The organism is Nostoc sp., assembly GCF_036917775.1.
In the GTDB taxonomy this organism is placed as follows: domain Bacteria; phylum Cyanobacteriota; class Cyanobacteriia; order Cyanobacteriales; family Nostocaceae; genus Nostoc.
Window position 1 is genome coordinate 1 of record NZ_JBALEQ010000143.1, and the last position, 24,206, is coordinate 24,206.

At 39.9% G+C, this 24,206-nt stretch carries 27 protein-coding genes and 1 other RNA gene; 14 read left to right on the plus strand and 14 right to left on the minus strand.

What is annotated here, in order from left to right:
• Nucleotides 1-140: 140 nt before the first annotated feature.
• The 3 genes from ssrS to V7K69_RS28665 form a co-directional block, all read right to left on the minus strand.
• Nucleotides 141-324, minus strand: a non-coding RNA gene (gene ssrS / locus V7K69_RS28655) — 6S RNA.
• Between the two features lie 60 nt (nucleotides 325-384).
• On the minus strand, nucleotides 385-1,539 hold the full coding sequence (locus tag V7K69_RS28660; protein ID WP_335040854.1) for a 5-(carboxyamino)imidazole ribonucleotide synthase: 1,155 nt from the start codon (nucleotides 1,537-1,539) through the stop codon (nucleotides 385-387).
• Complete coding sequence (locus tag V7K69_RS28665) at nucleotides 1,536-2,027, minus strand: pentapeptide repeat-containing protein (RefSeq protein WP_335040857.1); 492 nt, start codon at nucleotides 2,025-2,027, stop codon at nucleotides 1,536-1,538. Before V7K69_RS28665 ends, V7K69_RS28660 begins: the two co-directional genes overlap by 4 nt.
• A gap of 761 nt (nucleotides 2,028-2,788) precedes the next feature.
• Here V7K69_RS28665 and V7K69_RS28670 point away from each other — a divergent pair.
• The 4 genes from V7K69_RS28670 to V7K69_RS28685 all read left to right on the plus strand — a co-directional run bounded on the left by V7K69_RS28670 (nucleotide 2,789) and on the right by V7K69_RS28685 (nucleotide 6,433).
• Nucleotides 2,789-3,112, plus strand: a complete 324-nt coding sequence (locus tag V7K69_RS28670; protein WP_012410419.1) for a hypothetical protein — start codon at nucleotides 2,789-2,791, stop codon at nucleotides 3,110-3,112.
• 498 nt (nucleotides 3,113-3,610) lie between these two features.
• Nucleotides 3,611-5,641 (plus strand): FAD-dependent oxidoreductase, encoded by a 2,031-nt coding sequence (locus V7K69_RS28675; protein ID WP_335040802.1) that lies wholly within the window; start codon nucleotides 3,611-3,613, stop codon nucleotides 5,639-5,641.
• 115 nt (nucleotides 5,642-5,756) lie between these two features.
• Nucleotides 5,757-6,083 carry an ATP-dependent Clp protease adapter ClpS gene (gene clpS / locus V7K69_RS28680; RefSeq protein ID WP_335040805.1) on the plus strand — a complete coding sequence of 109 codons (327 nt, stop codon included), beginning with the start codon at nucleotides 5,757-5,759 and terminating at the stop codon, nucleotides 6,081-6,083.
• A gap of 5 nt (nucleotides 6,084-6,088) precedes the next feature.
• Nucleotides 6,089-6,433 carry a DUF2103 domain-containing protein gene (locus V7K69_RS28685; protein ID WP_012410422.1) on the plus strand — a complete coding sequence of 115 codons (345 nt, stop codon included), beginning with the start codon at nucleotides 6,089-6,091 and terminating at the stop codon, nucleotides 6,431-6,433.
• 27 nt (nucleotides 6,434-6,460) lie between these two features.
• On the opposite strand, the gene V7K69_RS28690 is transcribed toward V7K69_RS28685, so the two are convergent.
• From V7K69_RS28690 to V7K69_RS28700, 3 genes are all read right to left on the minus strand, one after another.
• Complete coding sequence (locus tag V7K69_RS28690; RefSeq protein WP_193947626.1) at nucleotides 6,461-6,781, minus strand: hypothetical protein; 321 nt, start codon at nucleotides 6,779-6,781, stop codon at nucleotides 6,461-6,463.
• Between the two features lie 225 nt (nucleotides 6,782-7,006).
• On the minus strand, nucleotides 7,007-7,495 hold the full coding sequence (locus V7K69_RS28695; RefSeq protein ID WP_335040813.1) for a molybdenum cofactor biosynthesis protein MoaE: 489 nt from the start codon (nucleotides 7,493-7,495) through the stop codon (nucleotides 7,007-7,009).
• A 146-nt stretch (nucleotides 7,496-7,641) separates the two neighbouring features.
• Nucleotides 7,642-8,070 carry a KTSC domain-containing protein gene (locus tag V7K69_RS28700; protein WP_335040816.1) on the minus strand — a complete coding sequence of 143 codons (429 nt, stop codon included), beginning with the start codon at nucleotides 8,068-8,070 and terminating at the stop codon, nucleotides 7,642-7,644.
• A 483-nt stretch (nucleotides 8,071-8,553) separates the two neighbouring features.
• Between V7K69_RS28700 and V7K69_RS28705 the strand changes: the two genes are divergently transcribed.
• The 4 genes from V7K69_RS28705 (at nucleotide 8,554) to V7K69_RS28720 (ending at nucleotide 11,506) form a co-directional block, all read left to right on the plus strand.
• A complete protein-coding gene (locus V7K69_RS28705; RefSeq protein ID WP_335040818.1) occupies nucleotides 8,554-9,279 on the plus strand; it encodes a pyridoxine 5'-phosphate synthase in 726 nt (241 codons plus the stop codon).
• Nucleotides 9,280-9,488: 209 nt separating this feature from the next.
• The gene (locus V7K69_RS28710) at nucleotides 9,489-10,208 is read left to right on the plus strand and encodes a SnoaL-like polyketide cyclase (RefSeq protein WP_114084698.1); all 720 of its coding nucleotides are present in this window, start codon (nucleotides 9,489-9,491) and stop codon (nucleotides 10,206-10,208) included.
• Nucleotides 10,209-10,273: 65 nt separating this feature from the next.
• Nucleotides 10,274-10,603, plus strand: coding sequence for an MgPME-cyclase complex family protein (locus tag V7K69_RS28715; RefSeq protein WP_335040821.1), 330 nt, complete (start codon nucleotides 10,274-10,276; stop codon nucleotides 10,601-10,603).
• A gap of 237 nt (nucleotides 10,604-10,840) precedes the next feature.
• Nucleotides 10,841-11,506, plus strand: a complete 666-nt coding sequence (locus tag V7K69_RS28720) for a hypothetical protein (RefSeq protein ID WP_335040824.1) — start codon at nucleotides 10,841-10,843, stop codon at nucleotides 11,504-11,506.
• A 111-nt stretch (nucleotides 11,507-11,617) separates the two neighbouring features.
• Here the strand turns inward: V7K69_RS28720 and V7K69_RS28725 are convergent, their stop codons facing one another.
• The 3 genes from V7K69_RS28725 to folD all read right to left on the minus strand — a co-directional run bounded on the left by V7K69_RS28725 (nucleotide 11,618) and on the right by folD (nucleotide 14,370).
• On the minus strand, nucleotides 11,618-12,079 hold the full coding sequence (locus V7K69_RS28725) for a divergent PAP2 family protein (protein WP_163938860.1): 462 nt from the start codon (nucleotides 12,077-12,079) through the stop codon (nucleotides 11,618-11,620).
• Between the two features lie 271 nt (nucleotides 12,080-12,350).
• Nucleotides 12,351-13,283 carry a geranylgeranyl diphosphate synthase CrtE gene (gene crtE / locus V7K69_RS28730; protein WP_335040828.1) on the minus strand — a complete coding sequence of 311 codons (933 nt, stop codon included), beginning with the start codon at nucleotides 13,281-13,283 and terminating at the stop codon, nucleotides 12,351-12,353.
• Between the two features lie 208 nt (nucleotides 13,284-13,491).
• Nucleotides 13,492-14,370 carry a bifunctional methylenetetrahydrofolate dehydrogenase/methenyltetrahydrofolate cyclohydrolase FolD gene (gene folD / locus V7K69_RS28735; protein WP_335040830.1) on the minus strand — a complete coding sequence of 293 codons (879 nt, stop codon included), beginning with the start codon at nucleotides 14,368-14,370 and terminating at the stop codon, nucleotides 13,492-13,494.
• 250 nt (nucleotides 14,371-14,620) lie between these two features.
• Between folD and V7K69_RS28740 the strand changes: the two genes are divergently transcribed.
• From V7K69_RS28740 to V7K69_RS28750, 3 genes are all read left to right on the plus strand, one after another.
• Complete coding sequence (locus V7K69_RS28740; protein ID WP_335040832.1) at nucleotides 14,621-15,109, plus strand: hypothetical protein; 489 nt, start codon at nucleotides 14,621-14,623, stop codon at nucleotides 15,107-15,109.
• A 24-nt stretch (nucleotides 15,110-15,133) separates the two neighbouring features.
• Entirely contained in the window at nucleotides 15,134-15,568 is a 435-nt protein-coding gene (locus tag V7K69_RS28745; RefSeq protein ID WP_335040834.1) for an NUDIX hydrolase, read from the plus strand.
• A 184-nt stretch (nucleotides 15,569-15,752) separates the two neighbouring features.
• Nucleotides 15,753-16,856 carry an AI-2E family transporter gene (locus tag V7K69_RS28750; RefSeq protein WP_335040836.1) on the plus strand — a complete coding sequence of 368 codons (1,104 nt, stop codon included), beginning with the start codon at nucleotides 15,753-15,755 and terminating at the stop codon, nucleotides 16,854-16,856.
• 65 nt (nucleotides 16,857-16,921) lie between these two features.
• On the opposite strand, the gene V7K69_RS28755 is transcribed toward V7K69_RS28750, so the two are convergent.
• The gene (locus V7K69_RS28755; protein WP_335040838.1) at nucleotides 16,922-18,346 is read right to left on the minus strand and encodes a sensor histidine kinase; all 1,425 of its coding nucleotides are present in this window, start codon (nucleotides 18,344-18,346) and stop codon (nucleotides 16,922-16,924) included.
• 865 nt (nucleotides 18,347-19,211) lie between these two features.
• Between V7K69_RS28755 and V7K69_RS28760 the strand changes: the two genes are divergently transcribed.
• On the plus strand, nucleotides 19,212-20,813 hold the full coding sequence (locus V7K69_RS28760; protein WP_335040840.1) for an alkaline phosphatase D family protein: 1,602 nt from the start codon (nucleotides 19,212-19,214) through the stop codon (nucleotides 20,811-20,813).
• A 125-nt stretch (nucleotides 20,814-20,938) separates the two neighbouring features.
• Here V7K69_RS28760 and V7K69_RS28765 read toward each other — a convergent pair whose 3' ends face one another.
• The 3 genes from V7K69_RS28765 to V7K69_RS28775 form a co-directional block, all read right to left on the minus strand.
• Entirely contained in the window at nucleotides 20,939-21,190 is a 252-nt protein-coding gene (locus V7K69_RS28765; protein WP_335040842.1) for a hypothetical protein, read from the minus strand.
• A gap of 27 nt (nucleotides 21,191-21,217) precedes the next feature.
• A complete protein-coding gene (locus tag V7K69_RS28770; RefSeq protein ID WP_335040845.1) occupies nucleotides 21,218-21,811 on the minus strand; it encodes a Uma2 family endonuclease in 594 nt (197 codons plus the stop codon).
• Nucleotides 21,812-21,956: 145 nt separating this feature from the next.
• Nucleotides 21,957-22,193, minus strand: a complete 237-nt coding sequence (locus V7K69_RS28775; RefSeq protein WP_335040847.1) for a DUF2281 domain-containing protein — start codon at nucleotides 22,191-22,193, stop codon at nucleotides 21,957-21,959.
• 158 nt (nucleotides 22,194-22,351) lie between these two features.
• Here V7K69_RS28775 and V7K69_RS28780 point away from each other — a divergent pair, with 158 nt between their 5' ends.
• Both V7K69_RS28780 and V7K69_RS28785 read left to right on the plus strand, forming a co-directional pair.
• Nucleotides 22,352-22,588 carry a DUF2281 domain-containing protein gene (locus V7K69_RS28780; RefSeq protein ID WP_335040849.1) on the plus strand — a complete coding sequence of 79 codons (237 nt, stop codon included), beginning with the start codon at nucleotides 22,352-22,354 and terminating at the stop codon, nucleotides 22,586-22,588.
• Between the two features lie 486 nt (nucleotides 22,589-23,074).
• The gene (locus tag V7K69_RS28785) at nucleotides 23,075-23,728 is read left to right on the plus strand and encodes a hypothetical protein (RefSeq protein ID WP_335040850.1); all 654 of its coding nucleotides are present in this window, start codon (nucleotides 23,075-23,077) and stop codon (nucleotides 23,726-23,728) included.
• Nucleotides 23,729-23,842: 114 nt separating this feature from the next.
• Here the strand turns inward: V7K69_RS28785 and V7K69_RS28790 are convergent, their stop codons facing one another.
• A complete protein-coding gene (locus V7K69_RS28790) occupies nucleotides 23,843-24,073 on the minus strand; it encodes a hypothetical protein (RefSeq protein ID WP_335040852.1) in 231 nt (76 codons plus the stop codon).
• Nucleotides 24,074-24,206: the final 133 nt, after the last annotated feature.

Consider the following 24,206-nt stretch of genomic DNA (forward strand, 5'->3'; position numbering starts at 1 on the left):
TTAGTTGTACGTGAGCATATTTTTGCAAACCTTAGCAGTCATGGCATTATCTAGACTCCATAGATGATGTTTTTTGTCAATGCGTAAGTCCTATAATTAAAGCTCCCAAGTTCTAATTAACTTTGGGAGCTAATAATTTTAAGTTCACCGCGACGCCGTTTTACCTAAGTTTATGACCTGGGTTTATCCAGGTGGGAACCTAAATTCCTCGTTTAAAGTTTCCGGGTACATGCCCGGTATACTGCCACGAGAACAGTTGACTCCCTTGTCATTAAAGGCATAGATCAAAAAACTTGATGGCAGTCACCAACGTCGTAGTGCAACTCACTCATTATAGCTTTTCAAAAGATGTTGTGTGTTCAACATCGAAAGTTTCTGCTCAATTTACCTGGGATACCAGATAGATTCTATGGTGTGGGCGATGGTACTTGCCGATTCTCTATTCTGATTATCCAGTAAAACAGTGATATGTCCCAACTTTCGCCCAGGACGTGATTCTGTCTTCCCATACCAGTGAATGTGCGCTTGGGGAATTTCTGCTATTTGTTGACGCTGGCTTTGGTAGTCGCTGTGAGAATTTTCATACCCCAGCAGGTTAACCATCACAGCGCCAGCGCACTGTAAAGCTGGATTCCCTAAAGGTAAACCACAAACGGCTCTAAGGTGCTGTTCAAATTGAGAAGTTTCACAAGCGTCAATAGAAAAATGCCCAGAATTGTGGGTACGAGGCGCAATTTCATTTACCAGCACTTTGCCATCAGCGCTGAGAAATAGCTCAATTCCAAAAATTCCGACTACTTCTAGGCTATTTAATAGAGTATGTGCGATCGCTTGAATTTCTGCTACTTGATTAGGTCTAATATCAGCAGGCGCAATTACCCGCCGACATACTTGTTGTTCTTGTTGGGTTTCCACTACTGGGTAAGTGACAATTTCTCCCTCCACAGAACGCGCTGCAATTACTGCTAGTTCTCTTTCAAAAGGGACAAATTCTTCTAACAAGAAAAATGATTCATTTAAAGGTTTTGTTATAGTTTCATAACTTAGCTTTTGCTCTAAAGTAGCAAAATCCTGAATTATGAAAGTACCCTGACCATCATAACCGTGGCGGCGGGCTTTGAGGACTGCTGGAAAACCTAGATATTCTATTTTTGATTTGATATTTTCCACCTCGTCAAGGGCGAAAAATCGAGGAACTGGTAAACCCAAGTCGCGTAAGTAGCAACGCTGATGATATTTATCTAAAAGTGGAGCTAAAGCTTTTAAGCTGGGACGAAAACAAACGCCTTGCTGTGCTAAAACAGATAAAGCTTGCAGATTAACAAATTCATTTTCAAAGGTGATGACATCACATTTTTGAGCTAATATTTCCGTAGCACTTGCGTCATCAACTGGCGCGAAGACAGTTTCCTGAGCGATTGACACGGCCGGGTCGTGAACGCTTGGAGTTTGTACTACTAATTCTACTCCTAGCTTCTGTGCTGCATCCGCCATCATCCAGGCAAGTTGTCCACCACCAATTACACCAACACGTTTCATTGACATCCTAGAGATTCACGAGTTTGCACACCTGTTTTGGAATTCACACCACTGGCTTTACCGCACAGTTCTTTGATTTGCGCTCTATCCAAAATTGCATCTGTAAAATCTGCACCGTCTATATTTACATCATTAAATATGGCGCGGAGCAAAAGAGCTTCTTTGAAAACTGCATCGCTCAAATCGGCCCTAGTCAAGTTTACCTGATCGACCATTGCATTCGTTAAATCTGCTCCGTGGAGATTTGCTTTTGTCATCACCGAAGCACTCATGACTGCTCCCCGCAAATCAGCGTTTGAAAAGTTAGCCAGTTCCATATTGGCGTTAGAAAACTCCGCAGCTTGCAAACTTTCACCAGAAAAATCACGTCTTGTCAACTCTGCATTACTAAATGACAGTGGATGAGTCCAGTCTACTGCCAGCGCGGGATCAGCCACGCACCAGATAATAATTCCGAGAAGGAACGCCAACCCTTGCCGCCAAAACATATCGAGAGTCAATTTGGTGTCTAATCGCTGCATTTAAGCTTACCGCATTTGAATATTAGCAAGACTGGCTGATTCTAATTGAGACTCGCAGCCTTGCTACTGGATTTGGGGGATGTGTATTTCCCTTGCTTAATATTTTGTAACGCAAAAAAGGCATAAGCTTCTCACCTTGAGCAAAATTATGCCTCCGACTTTGGGTAGAGAAAGGCAATCTAGGAGGTTCGCACTAAAGCAGGATAATAATTACGAAATAGCGATCGCAATAATTGAGTATAAATTACTTGTCACATCAAGCAAGCTTTAGCAAAACATAGAAGGGGAGCATAATATCACTCTTAATGATGAAAGAATTTGAAATCTCTAACTCTAAAGGAATATTTTTGCTGGATAAAATAATATCTACAACAGACGATGCCTAACACTTGTTGATTTGTTCACAATTATTCATTTCTAGATTTAAATTTCAGGATATAAAGAGTTTTATTAAGCAGTAATACTCACCGGCTTATTTACAATTCTTGACTTACAACTTTCCAAGTAAAGTTTATTGTCTTTTAAATTAAATAGCCGCCATCAACTGCTAATCTTTTAATTAGTGAAAGTAAGGTTTAAACGCAATTATAAGCGTTACCAGTGCTTAACAAAGCTTAAAAATTGGATAATTAGCGTTAATTTTATAGCGATTAGTTAGTTCTTCAGGAATCTCTAAGAGTTTACATTCACCGAGTACACAACTTCTACAAACCGAACTCCCAAACCCGATGATGAATCATTACTCACTTCAATGGATTGAGGCATGGTGCCAAGAAAATGGCTGGACAGATTTATTTGTTGAACGACGTAACAACTTCTGGGCTTTCCCTCCGGGTGGGGTAATGCCAGAACCAATCCCAGTTAATGTTCTTAGAGGGATTAAAGCTGAGAAGGGATTGACATTTGAAGAAAGATTGTGGTCGATGTCCGCAGTGATTGGCACAATCATAGCTGTTCTTTTTACCTTTTGGTTTCAGTCGCCGATGCCCTTAGTTTTGGCATTCGCTTTTAATGCTGTTACGGTAGCTCAATTTGAACTTGAAGATGCCTAAATTCTTGTTTTGGGCTTTGCGATTAACAACTGCTCTTGCTACTTTCAACAGGAGCAGTTTTTAATTTTAGGAAAATAGATCAAATCAGCACAGTTTCAGCTAAACATTATTAGTTACTCATTTAAGAATTCTGTGCGTTGGCACAGATGATATTTTGCGAACATTTAGGTAATATCGCAATCCACTTTGATTTGTGTTCGCGCAGCGTAGCGTATCCATGATTATTTGCGTAGGAGGCAAGAGGCTTCTTTCCTATTCCCTATCTACGTAGATCGTTTCAAAAATCAAACCGGATTCCTATATATCAGGAAAAAAGTACTCAGAAATCAGCACTTTTAACTGAGTTTTAATCACTTCAAGGTACATTTGACCGACATACTGAGTATTTTAGGTATAAAACTTATATTTAAATATATTTACTCTGATAAACTTGTGATGAACATTTCTTGGATGCTACCTTCTACAAGGTGACACAGGATTTGGAGCGGTTTTTTAACCATGAAGCACAGACAAAAAGTAGCTTATAGCTTGACATCGCTGATCGGTTTCAATTTAATATCTACCTTAGTTGCATTTGATCCCGCAAACGCTACACTACCAAGAACTCCAGATAAAAGTGTGAACTGCGAGATTTTAGTTGTGGGTGGTGGACTATCTGGTGTCGCTACAGCTTACGAGGGGTTGCTAGCAGGACGAACGGTTTGTCTGACGGAAATTACTGACTGGCTGGGAGGACAAATTTCTTCTCAAGGGACATCTGCGTTAGACGAACGCCCAACTCAACGGTCTCTCAAATTCTATTCTCGCGGCTACCTAGAATTGCGAAAGCGCATTGGGCGCAAATACGGTAAACTTAACCCCGGTGACTGTTGGGTAAGTGAATCCTGCTTTCTTCCCCGCGATGCTCACGCCATTTTGACTGATATGCTCAAAGATGCCGAAAAGCAGGGCAAAGGGAAGTTGCAATGGTTTCCCAACACGGTAATTAAGGATTTGGAAATTGCTGCTGATGGCAAAATAATTAATAGTGCGATCGCTATCCAACATCAACCACCAAAAGGCGCACCACCTCTCAATACCTTTACTTTATCTCAAAGTATTGAAGATTCTTATAGTTACGAAAATTCATCTCGATTTACTAAAACTATTCTCCGTTTTCTCCCCAAGGAAGCGAAAGGGGATGCTCCGAAATGGTACGTCGTAGATGCTAGCGAAACTGGAGAAATTATTGCCCTTGCTGATGTTCCCTATCGATTAGGCATTGATGCCCGTTCTTACCTAGAACCTTCTGCTTCCAGCGCCAATAACGACCCTTATTGCCCTCAAGGATTTACCTACACTTTTGCAATGGAGGCAACTAAGGAACCGCAACCGCAGACAATGCCACCCTTCTATTTACAATATGCGCCATATTTTAGCTATGAATTAACGCGACTGGCTAACTTTGATTTAGTTTTCACCTATCGTCGCATTTGGAGTCCCAACAAAGGGAAACCAGCAAAATTCGGAGGTGTAAGCTTTACTGCTGCAACACCAGGGGATATCTCTATGCAAAACTGGACTTGGGGTAACGACTACCGCCCCGGAACAGCCAAGGATAACCTGATTTACAGTCGCCAACAGTTACAATCTACTGGACAGTTAAACCCAGGTGGTTGGATGGGAGGACTGCGGACAGAAACCCTCCGCAAAGCTGAAGAAAATGCCCTCTCATTCTATTACTGGCTAGTAGCTGGGACTACAGATTCCCAACTAGGGGAAGGTGTAAAGCAGCAGCAAACCAATAATCGCTTTGTTTCTGGGTTAAATTCCCCGATGGGAACAGTCCATGGCTTATCAAAATATCCCTATATGCGCGAAGGACGGCGCATCATTGGCCGCCCCAGTTGGGGACAACCTGCTGGCTTTGGTATTTGGGAAATTGATATTTCTCGCCGAGATTATAATGATCAGTATTACTCCCAGACTCTACCAGCAGATATGTATCGGAGGCTACGAGCAGCAGTTGCAGGTTTGGAAGCAATATCAGTAATTGATGGTAAAGTCCCACCAGACAAGGCAATGCGACGGACTCGTTCTACCATCTTCCCCGATGCTGTGGGTATTGGTCACTATGCTATAGATTTCCATCCTTGTATGGTAAATAGTCCCCCAGAAGCCCCAGGTAACACAGAACGTCCAGGTGAAAGGCGTGGTGCGGGCCTTGCTTATCCCTTCCAAATTGCTCTAAGAGCGATGATTCCCCAGAAAATTGATAATTTACTAGTAGGAGGGAAAAGCATTGCTACTAGTCATATTGCTGCTGCTGCCTATCGAGTTCATTCCTTTGAATGGTCGTCTGGCGCGGCTGCGGGAACTGTTGCTAGTTTTGCCATCAAAAATGCGATCGCACCCTACCAACTAGTCGATAATTTACCTAAACAAGAGCTACAACTCGAAGCACTCAAACGGCTTTTGCAACAAAATGGCAACCCCACCGCTTTCCCTGATACATCCATTTTTAACGAAAACTGGGATAATTGGCGGTAGCTAGTCATTGGTCATTTGTCATTGGTCATTTGTTAAAACAAAGGACAAAGGACAAATGACAATGGACTAAACTAGTTAATTGTAGTTTTGTAAAATCTTATTGACCAATTGTTATATGGTTAGAAACGTTTCAGCAGATGTTTACGGGATGACCACAGCACCAACTATAACTCCTGAACGGTCTAGTCAAGTTATCCGTAAGACTTATCCGAATTACAAAGTGATTGTATTAAATGATGATTTTAATACATTCCAACACGTGGCTGAATGTTTGATGAAATATATTCCAGGAATGAGTGGCGATCGCGCATGGGATCTGACTAATCAGGTACACTATGAAGGTCAAGCGATCGTTTGGGTCGGCCCTCAAGAACCTGCGGAACTTTATCACCAGCAGCTGCGCCGAGCAGGTTTGACAATGGCACCTCTAGAAGCAGCTTAATTATTATGGGCAAACCCACCGCAGATTCGCTCCGGGCGGCTTCTCTACGAGACGCTACGCGAACACAAAAAGCTGCCAGACTGGTTTGGAATCACTCGACACACCTTTCTGGTCTGATCCCAATTTTAGAACGTCTTTGTCAGCAGGATGGCATCCAAACAGTAACGCCGGGAGTGATTGGGCGGGCAAGAGGTCATTGTCCAAAAATGCAACTCCGTGTCTCAGTACCAATTCGCGGTGGCTATAAAGTAATTGCACGGCAGGGGAAGACGGTACAAGAAGTGTTTATTTTAACTCCTTTGGCGCAGTCAGAACTGGAAACGGCATTAGCGATCGCAATGAAATCTTAATCATCTCCAATTCCCAATTCCCAATGTCTATTCTTCAACACGGTGGACTGCAAATTTGTGTAGTGGCAGACTAACAATACACGAAAAAGTTAAGAAATATGACAGAGCGGTAGTTATTTTTAAAGTCATAACTACAGATGCCCATTCGGGTAAAATTATTTTCTCTATGCCAAAAGCTACACAGTAAACTAGCCAATAAGTAAAGCTCATTCTAAACAGAATTACTTCTGTTTCTTCCACGTCACTTTTTTGTTGCTTACTGTCCCACAGTAACACCAGTCCAACAATGCAAGCTACAAAGGAAACAGCAACTACAAATTCGTGACAAAATATATTTAACGAATGCATTTGTGTTTATTCCCACATTTTTCAGTTAAAGATCAGTCTAAAGGAATATTCCTTGGGGAAATACAAATTATTTACAAACCTCAATAGAGCAATGTAGTTTTTGTAAACAAATGCAACAAAAATTCTTGTTTTGCGAATATAAAGACTGATGTCAAACTATAGACTGTAGGGGCAATTCATGAATTGCCCCTACGTGAATAAAGCGCAGCCTTACATAAAATTGGTCTAAGAACAATTTTCTGCTAACTGTTCGCAAGCACCGATACTTACCCAGCAACTAGAACCATCTTCCCAATGTTCTTTCTTCCATATAGGTGCATTGTGTTTGAGGGTATCAATAGCATACTGGCAAGCTTCAAATGCCTCACTCCGATGAGGACAACCTACTGCGACTAAAACGCTAATTTCTCCAACTTGCAAACGTCCGGTGCGATGATGAATCACTATCCGATTTACATCAGACGTAGATAAGCGAATATCAGCAGCAATTTGATAAAATATCTGCAATGCCATAGGTTCATAAGCTTGATACTCTAGAGCAATTACAGGTTTACCATCAGTTTGATTGCGAACTACGCCACTCATCAGAACCACAGCACCGTTAGCTGGATCGTCAGACTTGGCATAGATTTCTTCAAGAGACAATGGTGCAAAACTAATAGCAAAACTATCTTCGGCTTTTGGTTTAACAGCAGAAATAAGTGTAGTTGTCATAACTGCGTTTGATTATGTGGGCTTTTTCTATTGTCTCTGAAGAAAATACCACTGGTGTATGTCTTATTGCTCTTGTTTATGCTTTGGGTAACAACAAGAATTGTGTTTACTCGATCACGTACCAATTGAAAACCCTAAACGCAGTTTTAGTCAATAGTATAATCTGCATTATCTAGACGATCGCAGTCATATCTGCCTTTAATCTCTTGATTGAAAAACCTGCCAACTGAATCAGAGGCGTGTAAATCTTCCCAAGTATCCTCGTCTACGCCTAAGTACTGATAAACAGATCCACTTTGAAACTCAACTTGCAAAATTTGTTCGTCGCGATCGTATCCTACAGCGATCGCCATTGATGAGCTAACTGGTAGCATAGCTATTGGTTCTTCTTCAAAGGGTAGTGCAGGCGTATGGGCGATTGCCTCGTTCAGTTCTTGCAATCCTTCATAAGCTTGTATCGGTGCCGGAATTTCCAAAAACTCTAGTTCGTCACCTCGATCTAGCAATAACTGCAAATATCCATCAGAGTGAGCGATCGCTACTAAACCGCTCAAGTCTACCTTAGATAGCCTCATTAATTTTGCCCTCCTGTTGGGTAATCGCCAGTGTTAAAGTTTTATGCAACAATATTTTGCCCGTTAAAAGCTGACCTTTTTTTCTTTTAGTTGCCCAAGATGTTTTTTAATTGCTTCAAGAGTTGAGGCATCCGCAATCCACACAGATGAAAGTCCCTAAGTATTTTTAATAGTACAAATATACTATCAAGGCTTTTTGATGTCAAGTTTTTTTCGCCAAGTCAACTCAAGCCTCAGCGAATGAAATTGGTGCATAAGCTAGCCGCCCAAATGCTGAGTGTTTCTTGATAATCTCTCACTGAAGAGAGCAGGGGAGGCAGGGTAAGAAGAGAAGCAGGGGGAGAGGAGGAGATATTAAATTTCTTTATTTCCTCAAGAGCCTTCCTTGCCTCCTGTGTAAGCCCTATTTAGCTCTTAAGCAAAACTACCCCAATTTCCGGTAAAATTAAGTTTTGAGGATTGTGGAATTGGGAGAAATTTGGGGTGCCTACACTTGGCGTTAACATTGACCACATTGCCACCATCCGGCAAGCGCGGCGGACGGTAGAACCAGACCCGGTAGCGGCGGCGGTGCTAGCAGAATTAGCGGGTGCTGATGGAATTACGGTGCATCTGCGCGAAGATCGGCGACATATCCAAGACCGGGATGTGCGTATATTGCGGCAAACAGTGCGATCGCATCTTAATTTAGAAATGGCCGCAACAGAAGAAATGCTCGCGATCGCTCTAGATATCAAACCAGATTACGTGACTTTAGTACCCGAAAAGCGCGAAGAAGTCACAACAGAAGGCGGACTAGATATTATTGGCCAAATTGCTAGAATAGGTGAGATAGTCGATAAATTGCAAAGCGCTAGCATTCCAGTTAGTTTATTTATCGATGCCGAACCAGCACAAATCGAAGCATCTGTCAAGGTACAGGCTCAGTTTATCGAGTTGCACACCGGACAATATGCTGAGGCTAAGGATGAAACAAATCGCCACCGAGAATTAGCCATATTAGCTAAAGGTTGTCAACAAGCGATTGAAGCTGGATTGCGAGTCAACGCTGGTCATGGACTCACCTATTGGAACGTCTATCCGGTGGCTGCGCTTCCAGGTATGGAAGAACTGAACATTGGTCATACCATCATCAGTCGGGCAGCATTAGTAGGTATAGAAAGGGCAGTCCGCGAGATGAAGCAAGCTATAAGGGGGAATGGGGAATAGGTAATGGGGAATGGGATTGAAGAAGGCAGAAGGCAGAGGGCAGAGGGCAGAAGGTTCAATTTAGAAGGGGATTCAAACCCCTCCCCTCTGCCTCCCCTGCTCCTCTGCCTCCTCTGCCCCCTGCTCCCTTGCCCCGATCCCGTATCTTAAAAGAGGGGTTATCACTGCGAAATCTAGAAATTGGGATCAAATCTTCAGCAAAAACTTCTATGAGCGCAACACAGTCTAACAACCTGCCACTTTGGGTACAGGATAGAGATAAAGTGATAGCAGAAAGCACTGATGTCGAGTGGCGCTATCAGACACCGCCTGATTATTCTCGTTCTAAAGAAAATCTTGCCCAAGAAAGTATCCACAATCACCTTGAAGGGACACTGGAAGCGATCGTGCAAAACTTAGTGCGAACCTTCGAGATGGAGGTATCTTTCAAAGCTAACCCACAACAGTGGTTATCTATTGTCAATGAACAGTTTCGTGTGAGTACCAATGGCGGAGTAGAGTATACCGCAGCAGATTTATCAGCCCAAGGTACTTACAATCTATTTATGCCTGATTCAGAGCATTACAAAGCTTCAGAAGAAACCTTTGAATCATCCGCAAAAGTCTTCCACACAACATTTCCCCAAGGATTTCCTTGGGAAGTTCTGGAAGTTTTCTCAGGGCCACCAAATGTCACATTCAAATGGCGGCATTGGGGACATTTTAACGGAGAATATAAAGGCCATGCACCTACTGGAGAGACAATAGAAATTATCGGCATGAGTATTGCAAAAGTTACCGATGACTTGAAGGTTATTTCCTTAGAACACTACTTCGACAATAATCTGTTCTTGGAAAAGCTAACATCTGGTGGCAAACAGACAAATGCCCAAAAGTCGGGAAGTGCTTGTCCGTTCAGTTCTTGGTTCAAGAAATCCCCTAAGAGTTAGTTGATAAGGGTACAGAATGCCGTACTGTGCCCTTACATGATTCACACAGCAACCAAAGGATGAAAATGCAAACATACTATTACGTTTTGGCAAGTCAACGCTTTCTTCTCCAAGAAGAACCGATACACGAAGTTATCAAAGAACGCACTCGTCACTACCACGAACAAGAAAAACAAATAGATTTTTGGTTGATTGAGCAACCAGCTTTTTTGGAAGCACCTCAATTTGCACAAATCAAGGCAAAGTGTCCCCAACCATCAGTAGCAATTATTTCAACTAATCCCCAATTTATTACTTGGTTAAAACTGCGTTTAGAGTACGTTATCACTGGAGAATTCCAGGCTCCTTCTGAGACAATACCAGATGCTTTAGCATCGTTGGCTACTGTATCTTAAAAATGGGGAATGGGGAATGGGGAATTGGGAATTGGGTATTGGGCATTGGGTATTGGGTATTGGGTATCACTTCTTCCCCAGCTTTTCCAGTTCTCAGTTCCCAGTCCCCAATTTTATTTGGTAAGAACAAAATATGTTTTGTAACAGTCCTTCCATTCCCACACTGAAGTAAGTAGGTTTTCAGCTTTTTTCTTATAAAATCTTCTAAGACACCTTGATTTACATAATCTAACTTTTGTGCATAGATTTCAGACTTTACCAAGTGTTTTAGGATTAGCGATTGCAGGGTTGATTGGTGGCATGAGTTCTGTTTTTGCTCAACAAGCTATTCCTGCTTGTCAACCACCGACTTCAGGTGAGTATCTTTTATTAGTAGTTAGTCCCACAGCTGATAATCAAAAGCAGTTGCGTAGCGCCTTACCGCCTGAACTGAAAACCATTACCTGCAAATATCTCAACGAAACTGTGACGCGGATAGGGGGGTTTAAAAAGATTGATGATGCCAATCGATGGGCAAGGTATGTAAGTAATATTGTTGGCTTGTCTGCCATCATCACCACTCGACCAACAACGGCAAATGTACAGCCGCCACAAACACAGCCACAACTACAACAACAGCCACCTCAGCAAACAGTTAACTATAATCCTCAAGCATTAGGAGAGGGTTTTGCAGTGCTGGTAGATTATTACAATCGTCCTGAACTAGTAAATAGCGTACAGCAAGCAGTAGGAGGTAACGTAGGGTTTGTTTCTTATGGACAACGCCCTTACTTGTTAGCAGTTTATACCACCAATCAAAGTGAAGCATACAATACATTGCAGAAGCTGAACAATGGCGGTTTTGTTGCCAGCATAGTAGATAGCCGTAAAGTGATTCTACTGCGCTCAACTGTGCGATTGTAGTGATATTAAGTTTTCTAGAATACTGATGCGATCTACCAAGTTGGTAATTTGTCAGCTGACAAATTACCAGTTCCCAATTAAAAATAGTCGCTCAAGTAAGGATTTATTGCCCTAGTTTAAATAAGCAAAACTAGCTAACCAACAGATGGTTATACCCAAAGCCGACCCAGCTATTACCTGAACTGGTGTATGTCCAAGTAATTCCTTCAGACGGTCTTGGCTAAAGTCTGGTTTTTCATGAAATAATTCATCAATCATTTGATTGAGGATACGAGCTTGCTTACCAGCCGCTTGGCGAACTCCGGCTGCATCGTACATGACGATGATGGCAAAAACCATCGCAACGGCAAAATCAGGAGATGCCCAACCAAGTGTTTGCCCTACACCAGCCGCTAAAGCTGTAACTAAAGCTGAATGGGCACTGGGCATACCTCCAGTTGTCACCAAAACACGGATATTCAGTTTGCGATTTTTGATGATCTCGACTACGAGCTTTAATGCTTGAGCAATTAAACAAGCGACCAGAGCAACCAGCAGCACCCGGTTGTCTAAAATGTTGCCTATGTCCTGCATGGTATTTTGGTTAGGTTAGTAAATATTAGCAGCGGTTGTTGGTTGAGGAAACATTTAGATTCAACCCAAAATCCCAAATTAACCTAGTACATTACGGCGGAAACAGATCAATTATTCAAAATTGTCTGAAAGCTAATTAAATATAAGCTTTTTGAATTTTGAATTTTCAATTCTGCTGGGCGGTAGTAGTACAGCATGATGTAAAGAAACCACCCATTCCCAATCAATGAAACCCATACGGTATAAGAATTTAGAATCCCGCAAAGCGTTGCTAGTTATTGCGGCTAGTAATAAAATGAGCGATCGCTTGGAGTGGCTTGGCTCTGTTTCCAAATGGTTCTAATTCTGCACAAGCTACTTTAACTAGCTCTTGGGCTTTTAAGCGCGATTCTTCAAGTCCCCAAAGGCTAGGATAGGTCACTTTCTTTGCTTTTTGGTCTTTACCAGCTGTTTTACCTAATTGCTCTTTTGTAGAAGTGATATCCAGAATATCATCTATGATTTGGAATGCTAGCCCAATATTTTCAGCATAACGAGTCAGTCGCTGCACATCTTCAGTTGATGCCCCAGCGATGATCCCGCCAGAAACTACGCAAGCTTCCAAAAGGGCGGATGTTTTGTGTCTATGAATGAAATTTAGCGTTTCTAGAGAAATATCTGATTTCCCCTCACATTCTAAATCGACAACTTGACCACCAACCAAACCAGCTGCCCCCAGCGCTCGACCAAGACGAACAATTACCTGCAAGGTTAGCTCTCTGTTAACGCTTTGGGGGGTTTTAAGGGCAACTAACTCAAAAGCGAGTGCCAACAAGCCGTCTCCAGCCAAAATTGCCACATCTTCGCCATAGACTTTATGATTTGTCAGCTTTCCCCGACGGTAATCGTCATTATCCATCGCTGGAAGATCGTCATGAATCAAAGACATTGTGTGGATCATCTCCACAGCACAAGCTGTTGGCATAGCCATTTCGATAGTACCGCCCATCATTTCACAGGTAGCAAGGCAAAGAATGGGACGTACACGCTTGCCGCCAGCTAATAACGAGTAGCGCATCGCCTCATAAATCTTTTCTGGATAAATGATGGGGATAGCCTGATCCAAAGCATTATCACAAAGCTTTTGTCGCTCTTTGAGATAGGCTACTAAGTTAAATGTGGCTTCCTCTGGTGGTGTCTTTTGAACGTTATCAGTTGCTACCATTCTTCAATTCCTGACACTTTGGGATTTTTGTCTTATACGTCACAATTTTAAGGTGCTGTGGGGCTGAAAAAATGAAGAGTTCACAATTATGAGTTAGGAATTAGGAGTTAAGAGTTGAGACGCGATTAATCACGTTTGTATAGGAGTTAGGATTAATAATTCTTAACTCATCACTCATTAGTTATCACTGATAACTCCTCACTCTTTTTCATTTTCTTGCTGCTCTGGAATAGCTGGTGAAGGTATTTTGTAACAATATGGCAACAGTCATAGGGCCAACACCACCAGGAACGGGGGTGATAAATCCTGCAACACCAGCAGTTGATTCGAAGTCAACATCTCCAATTAAGCGACTTTTGCCACTAGCATCGGTGACACGATTCATTCCCACATCTACCACAACAGCACCTGGTTTTACCATATCAGCAGTGATGAGTCCGGGACGACCTGCTGCTGCAATTAGAATATCAGCATTTTGGGTGATGCTTTTGAGGTCATGCGATCGCGAGTGAGCGATCGTGACTGTAGCATCAGCTTCTAGTAGCATCAGCGCCATAGGTTTACCCACCAAAATACTCCGTCCCACCACTACTGCCTGTTTTCCTTGCAATGGAATCTCATATTCTTGCAAAAGCCGCATCACACCATCCGGGGTGCAGCTGCGTAAACCTATTTCTCCCCGTACTAGTCGCCCTAAGTTAACTGGGTGTAGTCCATCAGCATCTTTATCGGGATCAATTTGATGTAGCAGAGCCACACTATCTAAGTGCTTAGGTAAGGGGAGCTGCACAAGAATTCCATCCACCCGTTCATCGTGGTTTAGTGCAGCAATGACTTCTTGTAACTCCCCAAAGGTAGTTTCGGCAGGAAAATGCTTACCAAAAGAGGCGATGCCAACTTTTGCACAGGCTTTTTCTTTATTGCGGACATAAGCAGCTGACGCTGGGTTATCACCAACCATTAACACTGCTAAACCAGGAGGTCGTCCAATTTCTGGTTGTAATTGTGTAATGGCTACAGAAAGTTCTTGCTGAATTTTTGCAGCTAGAGCTTTCCCATCAAGGAGTTTGGCAGTTTTTGTTTCCATGAAAATTCCCAATTATAAATTAATTCGCTTTTTATCCAAAAGTCTAGAGTAAAAATATTGCCTATTGACTTTTAACTATTATTGTGTATCTGCTTGATGTCGTAGCGTTTCTCTCACAGTCAATCCATAATGCTTATTTTCTCAGATCAACGGCTTTATCTGAAGAATAAAGAATTGCAGGCTGAAATTCAGAACATTTTTTGCTCAGTTGAGAGCGTGTTTCTGAAACCACAGAGAAAGAATATTATAGATGGGAACTGACCTAATGAAACTGGCGACAAAGCAAGCAGTGAAGCAAAAATTTGCTCAATCAGTGGCTTTCATGCAACAAACAAGAAATTTTTCCCTTTCGTTCTTATCCGCGCATAGTATTGTTTCTTACCGTCTGGGGTTGATTTTTTTATTGGTGGTAGGACTTTGTAGTTGTGGTAGTTTAACCTCATCAGGCTTGAATGGGACTAATTTCCAAATTGGTAGCAATGTCACGCCAATTCGAGAAATAAAACCAGAACAAGACAATCTGGCTACAGTTTACATCCAAGGTCAGGTGGAAAAACAAGCTCCTCTGATGAAGCAATGGGCCTATCAAATTAATGACTCGACTGGCAAAATTTGGGTTATCACCAATCAAAAAAATCTAGCAAAGGGAGCGCAAGTGGTGATTAAGGGTAAAATTCGCTACCAAAGCATCCCTTTAGGTGGTAAAGAATTGGGGGAAGTTTATCTAGAAGAAGAGTAATCAGCAATTAAAAATTAATCATATATGAACAATCAACCGGTGCATGTAGCGATCGCAATTCTCTATCAAGAAAACAAGTTTCTCATGCAACTACGCGACAACATCCCCGGTATTCTCTACCCTGGTTACTGGGCGCTATTTGGCGGTCATCTCGAACCTGGTGAAACGCCAGATGTCGCAGTGAAGCGAGAAATTTTAGAAGAAATTGGCTATGAGCTACCACCCTTTATGGAATTTGGCTGTTATACCGACGAAAGGGTTGTCCGTCATGTCTTTCATGCACCACTATTAGTGGAATTAAATCAACTGGTTTTAAATGAAGGCTGGGATATGGGATTATTGACCCCAGAAGATATTCACCAAGGTAACTGTTATTCGCAAAACGCCCGCGAAGTACGCCCTTTGGGGAATACGCATCGGCAAATTATGTTGGATTTTATGGAGAGAAATCAATCTTAATGGGAATTGGGAATTGGGCATTGGGAATTGGCAAGAGGACTTGGAGACAAGGAGAATTGGGGACAAGGGGAAAGACTTGTTTTAACTTCTCACCTCTTGTCCCCTTGTCCCCTTGTCTCCCCTGCCCCCTGCCTCCTCTCCTAGCAGCCAAAATAAAGTTATAACTCTTGTGGAGTCATCACTAATGCAATCAGCAAACAAACTACCGCGATGGTTAACTATAGGATTGGCATTTCCGATTATTATTCTCAACGGTTGGCTATTGCTCCAGGTGGTGCAGTATTTTCAGCCATTGATCAGCATTATTGCCGCCGCCATTCTACTGGCTTTTGTCTTAAACTATCCAATCCAGTTTTTGCAAGAACAAGGGGTAAAACGTAACCTAGCGATCGCAGGAGTGTTGCTTTTAACTCTAGTGGTTTTAGTAGCTTTAGGCATTACCTTAGTTCCCCTAATTATCCAACAACTCGTTGAGCTAGCCAATATTTTGCCAAGTTGGATTGATTCTGGTACTCAGCAACTCCAAACTTTCCAGGATTGGGCATTAAGTCAGCAACAGCTTCCTATTAATTTAAGTGGGTTATTTACCCAAGTTCTGGAACGATTATCTAACCAACTTCAGTCTTTCACTGGCAGAATTCTTGGTTTCGCTGTTGATACCATTGGTATTGTTCTCAATGTGTTGTTGGCGGTAGTGCTAACTGTTTATCTAATATTAAACGGCGAACGTCTTTGGGACGGAATATTTCAGTGGTTTCCCCATAACATTGGGTTAAGATTACGAGAATTACTGCGAGAAGACTTCCACAATTACTTTATCGGTCAAGCAACATTGGGAGCCGTATTGGGGGTGACAATTACACTGGCATTTTTGACGCTGCGAGTTCCCTTAGCTCTACTTTTTGGTATTGGGATTGGTTTATTTTCTCTCTTCCCCTTTGGTACAGGATTCGGCATTGCCATAGTAAGCCTTTTGGTGGCATTACAAAACTTTTGGTTAGGAGTTGAAGTATTAGGTATAGCTGTTGCAATCGACCAAGTTAATTCTAATTTTGTTGCACCTCGAATTCTTGGTAATTTAACTGGTTTAAATCCCGTGTGGGTAGTGATTTCTTTGTTGCTGGGGGCAAAGTTAGGAGGGGTGCTGGGTTTGTTAATTGCAATTCCGATTGCTAGTTTTATCAAGGATACAACAGATAGCTGGCGGGCTGGAGAGTTTAATAAAATAGATGATATCGTGTCAGAGCCTGTTACAGTAACAAGTGAAACAGCAGGGACTTATAGTTAGAATTCAATATCTAAATGGAGAAAAAATGACTAAGAATGTCCCTGGTTTGGTTATTGTTTGATTTTCTAAACAAGCTTAGAATTTAGGTGAGTCGGAATTTCAATAATAAACTCAGTCCCTTTGCCGAGCGTTGATATACATTGCAGATGACCACCGTGTTTTTCCACAACAATTTGATAACTAATAGATAAACCTAATCCAGTTCCTTTACCAACGGGTTTAGTAGTAAAAAATGGATCGAATAATTGCTTTTGCAAACTCTCTGGAATTCCCGATCCATTATCGGAAATGCGAATAATTACTTGGTTGTCATCAGTGAGTTGAGTCTGAATGCAAATTTTTGCTTGATCCCTTACCAATGACGGATGACTAATGACAAATGACTCTTCAAGAGCATCAATAGCATTCACCAAAATATTCATAAATACCTGATTGAGTAACCCAGGGTAGCACTCTATTTTGGGAAGATTGGCGTATTCTTTAATTATGTTGATGTTTTTACCTATTTGGTTATTTTGAAGACGACTTTGTAAGATTATTAGCGTACTATCAATACCTTCATGGATATCAACTAATTTTTTCTCAGATTCATCCAGACGAGAAAAATTTCGTAAAGAAAGAATAATTTGCTCGATTCGCTTGGTACCAACCTGCATAGAAGCAAGAAGAAGGGGGAGATCGGTAGTTAAAAAATCCAGTTCAATTTGTGCGATCGCAGTTTTAATTTCCGTTTCTGGTTCAGGATAAGATTCTTGGTACAATCTAATGATATTGAGCAGATTTTGACTATATTCGATGGCGTGAACAAGGTTCCCAGCAATAAAGTTGACAGGATTGTTGATTTCGTGTGCAATACCAGCAACAAGTTGTCCTAATGCAGCCATTTTTTCATTCTGAATTAATCGCGTATAGTTTTCTTGAAGATCGCGAAAGCCTGCTTTAGCAACTCTAGATTGTTCCTCTACTTGTTGTAGCTGAACGAGTGTTAATACATGAATTTGAGAGTAGGCTAAGAGTAATTGATGAAAATCGACCAGCTTATATTTTCCACACGTAGTTTTAATCAAAATTGGCTCGTATGCAATTTTAGGTGGTCGTTGCAAAGTTATCTCAGTGGCTTTAACAATAGATGTATCCTCAAAAATGGCTAATATCTCTGTCTGGAAAAACTTGTAAAGAATCTTAATCGGTTTTGTAGAAAATAAAGCCAAACTGTAGGGGTAGCTCATATACTCAAAAAATTTCCGCCGTGAAATCATCCCTACATACTCTTGATTATTAATGAGGATAATTCCTGGCAATAAAGGCTCTTGCTTAAAGAGCGTAACTAAATCATTCCCTGGACACTCTATTTCAATGTGAACTTGCCAAGAGAGTAATTCTTGTAACGTTGACTCTAATCGAAAATTTGACTCATCAGTATTTGATGTACTACTAATAGTCGATATACTCTCATGTATTGACTGCTGAGGTAATATTTTTGGCAACATTATGAATACTCGGCTCTATGATTTCAAAGTTCATGAATCGTTATAAACTTATCTTTCCCAGATTACTAACCAAAATTCACAGTGTAGATGTGGGAATATAGAGTATCTCAGCAAATCCAATATATTTATGAAAGCGTAGACATTTAGCAGCTTATCATTAGAGGCTATTTTTCAAGTAAATTTTAATTAGATTGCATTATTCTAAGGCAATAACACACCATTTCCTATAGCGATGTGTTAAGCGCTACGAGCATATTTTGAGCCGCAAATTATATCAAAATATTCACTTAATACAAAAGTTATATTTTAATCTTTTTTATTAATGTTCTCTTTCTATTTAATATAAAACCAATACCACAAGCAACAAGAGTACCATCTGATGTTGTGGGATCAGGTAATTTTCTATAAGACACTTTATCAGATAAGAGTTCAGTATTTGGAGAAGTTCTGGAAAAAATGTGAAATCTTCATCAACAATTTCGTAAGTTGTAGAACTGGTGAAAGTATTAGCTTTATCAGCAAATGTGTAATTTAATCCCACAGAAGATGCTTCTTCTTAAAAGAGAGTGACTGAACCAACGGTTTTTAAATGCCATTTTTACTAAAAATTGACTGCTCAAAGCTAAAAAAGCCTTTCCCGGTACTTACACAAAGAAGAAATAACAAGTAGCCAGATAAGTGTATTTATATTATTTTGAGTTCATTACTTTAAGTAGACTTTAAGGTAAGGTAAAGAAACCTATTTAGTTCAATTAAATTGAAAATTTTTTATTAACCCTTAGATAACTTAATCTTTACTTCTTATTATAAAATAAAGTGGTAAAAGCTTATTTTGTAATACTTTTTAAAATTGCCATTATTTAGTATGGAATCTCATAACCCATTGAGGCTAAACCGTCGCCAGTTTTTGCTACGTTCAGCGATAACGGCAGGTGGAATTATATCCACCAATTTTGTGTCAAAATCACAAGTTTTTGCTGAAGCACCTGCAATTATCACCTCAGATAAAATGCGTCCTGGCATACCTTATGGCGTAGCTAGCGGAGATATTTCTAACGATAGTATTGTTATTTGGAGTCGTAGCGATCGCCCCGCCAAAATGATCGTAGAATACTCTACCAGCGAATCTTTTAGAAATGTGCAGCGAGTTGTCGGGCCCAATGCTTTACAAAATAGCGACTTTACAGCACGACTTTATCTGAGAAACCTGCCATCAGACCAACAATTATTTTATCGGGTAATCTTCCAAGACTTAGATTATAAAGGCACTTACAGCGCTCCTGTCAAAGGCTCTTTCCGAACTCCCCCCAAATTTGGGCGAGATATATTCTTTGTTTGGGGTGGCGACACCGCCGGTCAGGGATGGGGAATTAATCCTGATTTTGGTGGGATGAAAATTTACGAAACCATGCGTCAGCTTAATCCCGACTTTTTCATTCACTCTGGCGATAACATTTATGCTGATGGCCCCATTCAATCAGAAGTAAAGTTAGACGACGGCACAATCTGGAAAAACATCACTACACCAGAAAAATCAAAGGTAGCAGAAACTCTTACAGAATTTCGTGGCAACTACATTTACAATTTGTTAGATGAAAACATCAAGCGTTTCAACGCTGATGTTCCAATATTGGCACAGTGGGACGACCACGAAACAAGAAACAATTGGTATCCTGGACAAACTATCCTCAACGATGACCGTTATACCGTTAAGGATGTTAACTTGCTAGCTAAAAGAGCAAGACAAGCATTTTTGGAATATCTGCCTATTGGGTATACAACCAATGAGCCAGACAAAGCGAAAATTTATCGCTCCTTTAAGCATGGCCCATTATTAGACATTTTCATGCTAGATGAGCGCACCTATCGGGGGCCGAATAGCCCTAATAATCAGCCAGTACCCAGTAAAGACACAGAATTTACGGGTAGAACACAAATACAATGGTTAAAAAGGCAATTGCTGTCATCAAAAGCAACATGGAAAGTGATTGCTAGTGATATGCCTCTGGGATTGATTGTTAGAGATGGTAGCACCAACTTTGAAGCTTGGGCTAACGGAGATGGCCCGGCTTTAGGAAGAGAACTGGAACTTGCAGATTTACTCAGATTTATCAAAAATAAGAATATCCAGAATGTTGTTTGGTTAACTGCTGATGTACATTATGCAGCAGCCCACTATTATGACCCCAGCAAAGCACAGTTTACCGACTTTAAGCCTTTTTGGGAGTTTGTCGCCGGGCCTCTGAACTCTGGCACATTTGGGCCAAACCAACTAGAAAATACCTTTGGCCCCCAATTGATATTTCAAAGCCTTCCTCCAGGTACAAAAGCAAATCGTCCTCCAAGTGAAGGTTTGCAATTCTTTGGAGGAGTCAAAATTGATGCTTATACAAAGGTGATGACTGTAACATTGCGTAACTTGGCTGGGGAGACTGTTTACAGTGTAGATTTGCCACCAGAAAAATAAATCATCAAAAGCGTGGTGAAATATTAAAACAAGGGGTCCAATCCCCTTGTTTAAGGTAAAAAAATTATCTTTTCTCTGTGTACTCTGCGCCTCTATGGTTGATTAAAAATTGTAATCAGAGTAAGTTACCCATGAATATGAAGAAATAGGGAATAACCACTGGCAGCAAAAATAAAAAGCATAGCCGCAGGAAAAATTACTACATCCCTGACAATAAATAAAATCCAATCTTTTCTTAGTTCTTGTTTAAATTTAAGTTCTCTCAGCTTTCGCTCAAGTTCTACGTCTTCTTGTGACGGCAAACTTTCAGGTGATAAAATTAGTGGATTGTCGCCTGTACTGGCAATTATTTTTGATAAATCTGTTCTATCTGTCATGATATTTGGATACAAATAATTAAAATATTACTGTCGAATTTCTTTAATAAATTCTGTCCTTGCTTCAATTATTGAAGGCATTAAAACGCAACGTTCTAACAAACTTATATCTAGTTCTGGTAGTAATTGACTTTGATTAATTTGCTCATAGTTATCATTATTGAGATGATATACAGATAACTGATTATTTTCCCAAAACCAGACTTCATTAATGTTAAAACGCTTATATTTTTCTAATTTATCTATGCTGCCACTGGTAATATTTACTTCAATTGCTAAATCAGGATTTTCTTTTTTCTGCCCTATATAATAAGATTCATCAGGTTCAAAGGAAGCTCCCTTTTCTTCCGCGCAACTAGTAGCACTACCTACAGGGATAAAATTTATACCTCTGTCAAAAAAGTAAGCTTCCAGCAATATAGCGATTACTTTTTTTAGCATCTCATGTTGTTCACCAAGAGTCATAAATTCCACACAGCCATCAAGATAAGATATCCGCAAACCTGGCGCATCTGCTGTTAAGGCTTCAAGTTCCTCAAATTCTTCCCAAGTGTAATGTCCAGGTAAAAGAAATCTCTGTTCTTGGAGGCTGGTGATTTTATCTAGCGTTGGTGGAGTCATAGTTAATATGCCTGCTTTTCTAAGTTTTTAAGGCAGAGTCCAGTTTTCCAATTTTAATCCATTAATGCGTTCGTAGTGACGAGTATTGTTTGTGACCAAAGTGTAATTTTCTGCAAGTGCAACACGAGCAATTAGTAAATCAAATTCAGCAATTCTTTAAAACTTCCTTATAGGTTATTGATAAATTTTCTTCAACAGAACAACAACCAATTAATCCAATTTCATCAAACTTATCATAAAGACTTTTTTCTTGACTATGATTTTTTGATTCTGATTGAGGATACCGCTTTTTGAGTAACTGAATAAAATCAAGTAGTAATATTTGAGCTTCTTCTGGTAAAGTATCAATATCTCTATATATTTCTTCAAATTTTATAAGCATAATTAACTTCTAAGATTGAAAAAATTTTTCACTATGACCTTATTATAGACTGTTTATCAACCACTCGCGCTTGATAAATTTATAATTGATAAAGGCATACAGCCAAATAATATTTTAAAATTTACAAAGATATTAGTTGATACCAGAGGCTAGAAAAAATGAGCATTGAGGAAATTATTCTAGGCAAGGTAAGAATATTACCTCCTGATAAGCAACAAGAGACATTAGATTTTGTAGAATTTTTACTTGCGAAAATACAAAAGCAAGAGTTATCTGTTGAAGAAATAAAGTCAGGTGTTTCAGCTTTGACTATTGCTCAAGAATACGTTGGTTGTGTGGAAGCAGCAAGCGATTTGTCTACTAATAAAGATTATATGGATGGTTACGGTTCGTGATGAGGCGATGTGTATTGCTAGATACAGGTCCATTGGTTGCTGTAATTAATCGCCGTGACCAGTTTCATAGCTGGGTAACAACACAGTGGGCTAATATTGAGCCACCTTTTATGACATTGCACAGAAGATGTTATTTGGGATTGAACTGAGAATGCTGGGTTTAAGTATATTATATTATTAGAATTATCTTTAAGTTAAAAGTTGAATATGAAAGAAGCTCGCCATATAGCTACTGGAAGAATAGTCCAAGCATCTGAAGTAGATTATCCAGATTATTATGGAATTTTTCAGTGCCCACATTGTAAAGTAGTAGTGCATCTAAGAAAATAACATACTCTTTCAGATGGAACAACAAGAACTGCTGCTTTTATTCATCCTCAATCTGAAACAGAATGTCCACATCGAATAGATTTTGGTAATACAAAGCCACAAATAAATTTCCCTCAGTCTCAGAAACAATGTTTTAAGCTTTTGAAAAAGAAGTTTTTGAAATGTTTAAAGAATTATAGTAAAGTTAGCATTACAGAACATTACTCAACAAATAAATCAGCATTAGAATCTATACGAATTTTTATAAATTTAAGCAATAAGATAATTGCAACAGGTCGAAATGATCGATATATTTTAGAATTAACACTCTCACAAAGAATTGAAAAACTTTTGCAAGATAAAATATATGAGAAAATTAATTCTTTTGAGCCAGAATCAATACATAGAAAGACTTATCCTCTAAAAAGTGAGTTGGATTTTGCAACACAAAAATCCAATAGTTTGATTTGGTTACTAGAGTTTTTAAGTCGTGAAGCTAGTGATGATTTTATAGAAAAAACATTAGATTATATCTTTGGTAAGTATGTTGATAATCAAGAAATCAAGGGTATAGAATATAAAGAAAGCAATGTATTTTTTTATAGTGAAATTGAAAAAGTATTAGGTTTTGAATTAAGTATTATAAAGCAAGCAGATCAAATTTTATCAAATGATAAATTAATAGATAATTTTTTCGTGCAAATGTACAAAAAAGAATTTTCGGGCAGCAATGCAGATATTTTTAATGAAACAAAAAAAATTCATAATGCTGTATTTGAGTATATTATAAATTATCTAGTTGATTTTCCTTGGGAATGTCTGTTATCTTAGCTATTTGATGATTTTATTAATTTTATAGAGAAAATTAATACATAATAATTAAAGCCACATATCTACACCATAACAATTAATTGATAGCAGCATAAATATGTGGTTTGAAAATCCTTAATTAACTAACCCGATCGCACTTTTCCTCAAGTCTCCACATTCCCCACGCTTCCAGATAAAAATATCACCCTTCATCCTACCTACAAAAATCAAGTTTTGCGACTTGTAAACTAAGTTTCTGACTCGTAAGCTAGCTTTTGCGACTCCAAAACTAGCTTTTGCGACTTCAAAACCAGCTTTTGCGACTCCAAAACTAGCTTTTGCGACTTCAAAACCAGCTTTTGTCAAAGAATTTCAGCAAATCTACTCCCATTTTTCCTGCTTGCTACTGGAGTTTAGACTAAGCCATGCAAAATGACCCAGCAGGGCTGAGTTAATCAGAGACTTAGCAAAAGTATGAATAATCTTAGGTATTAAACAG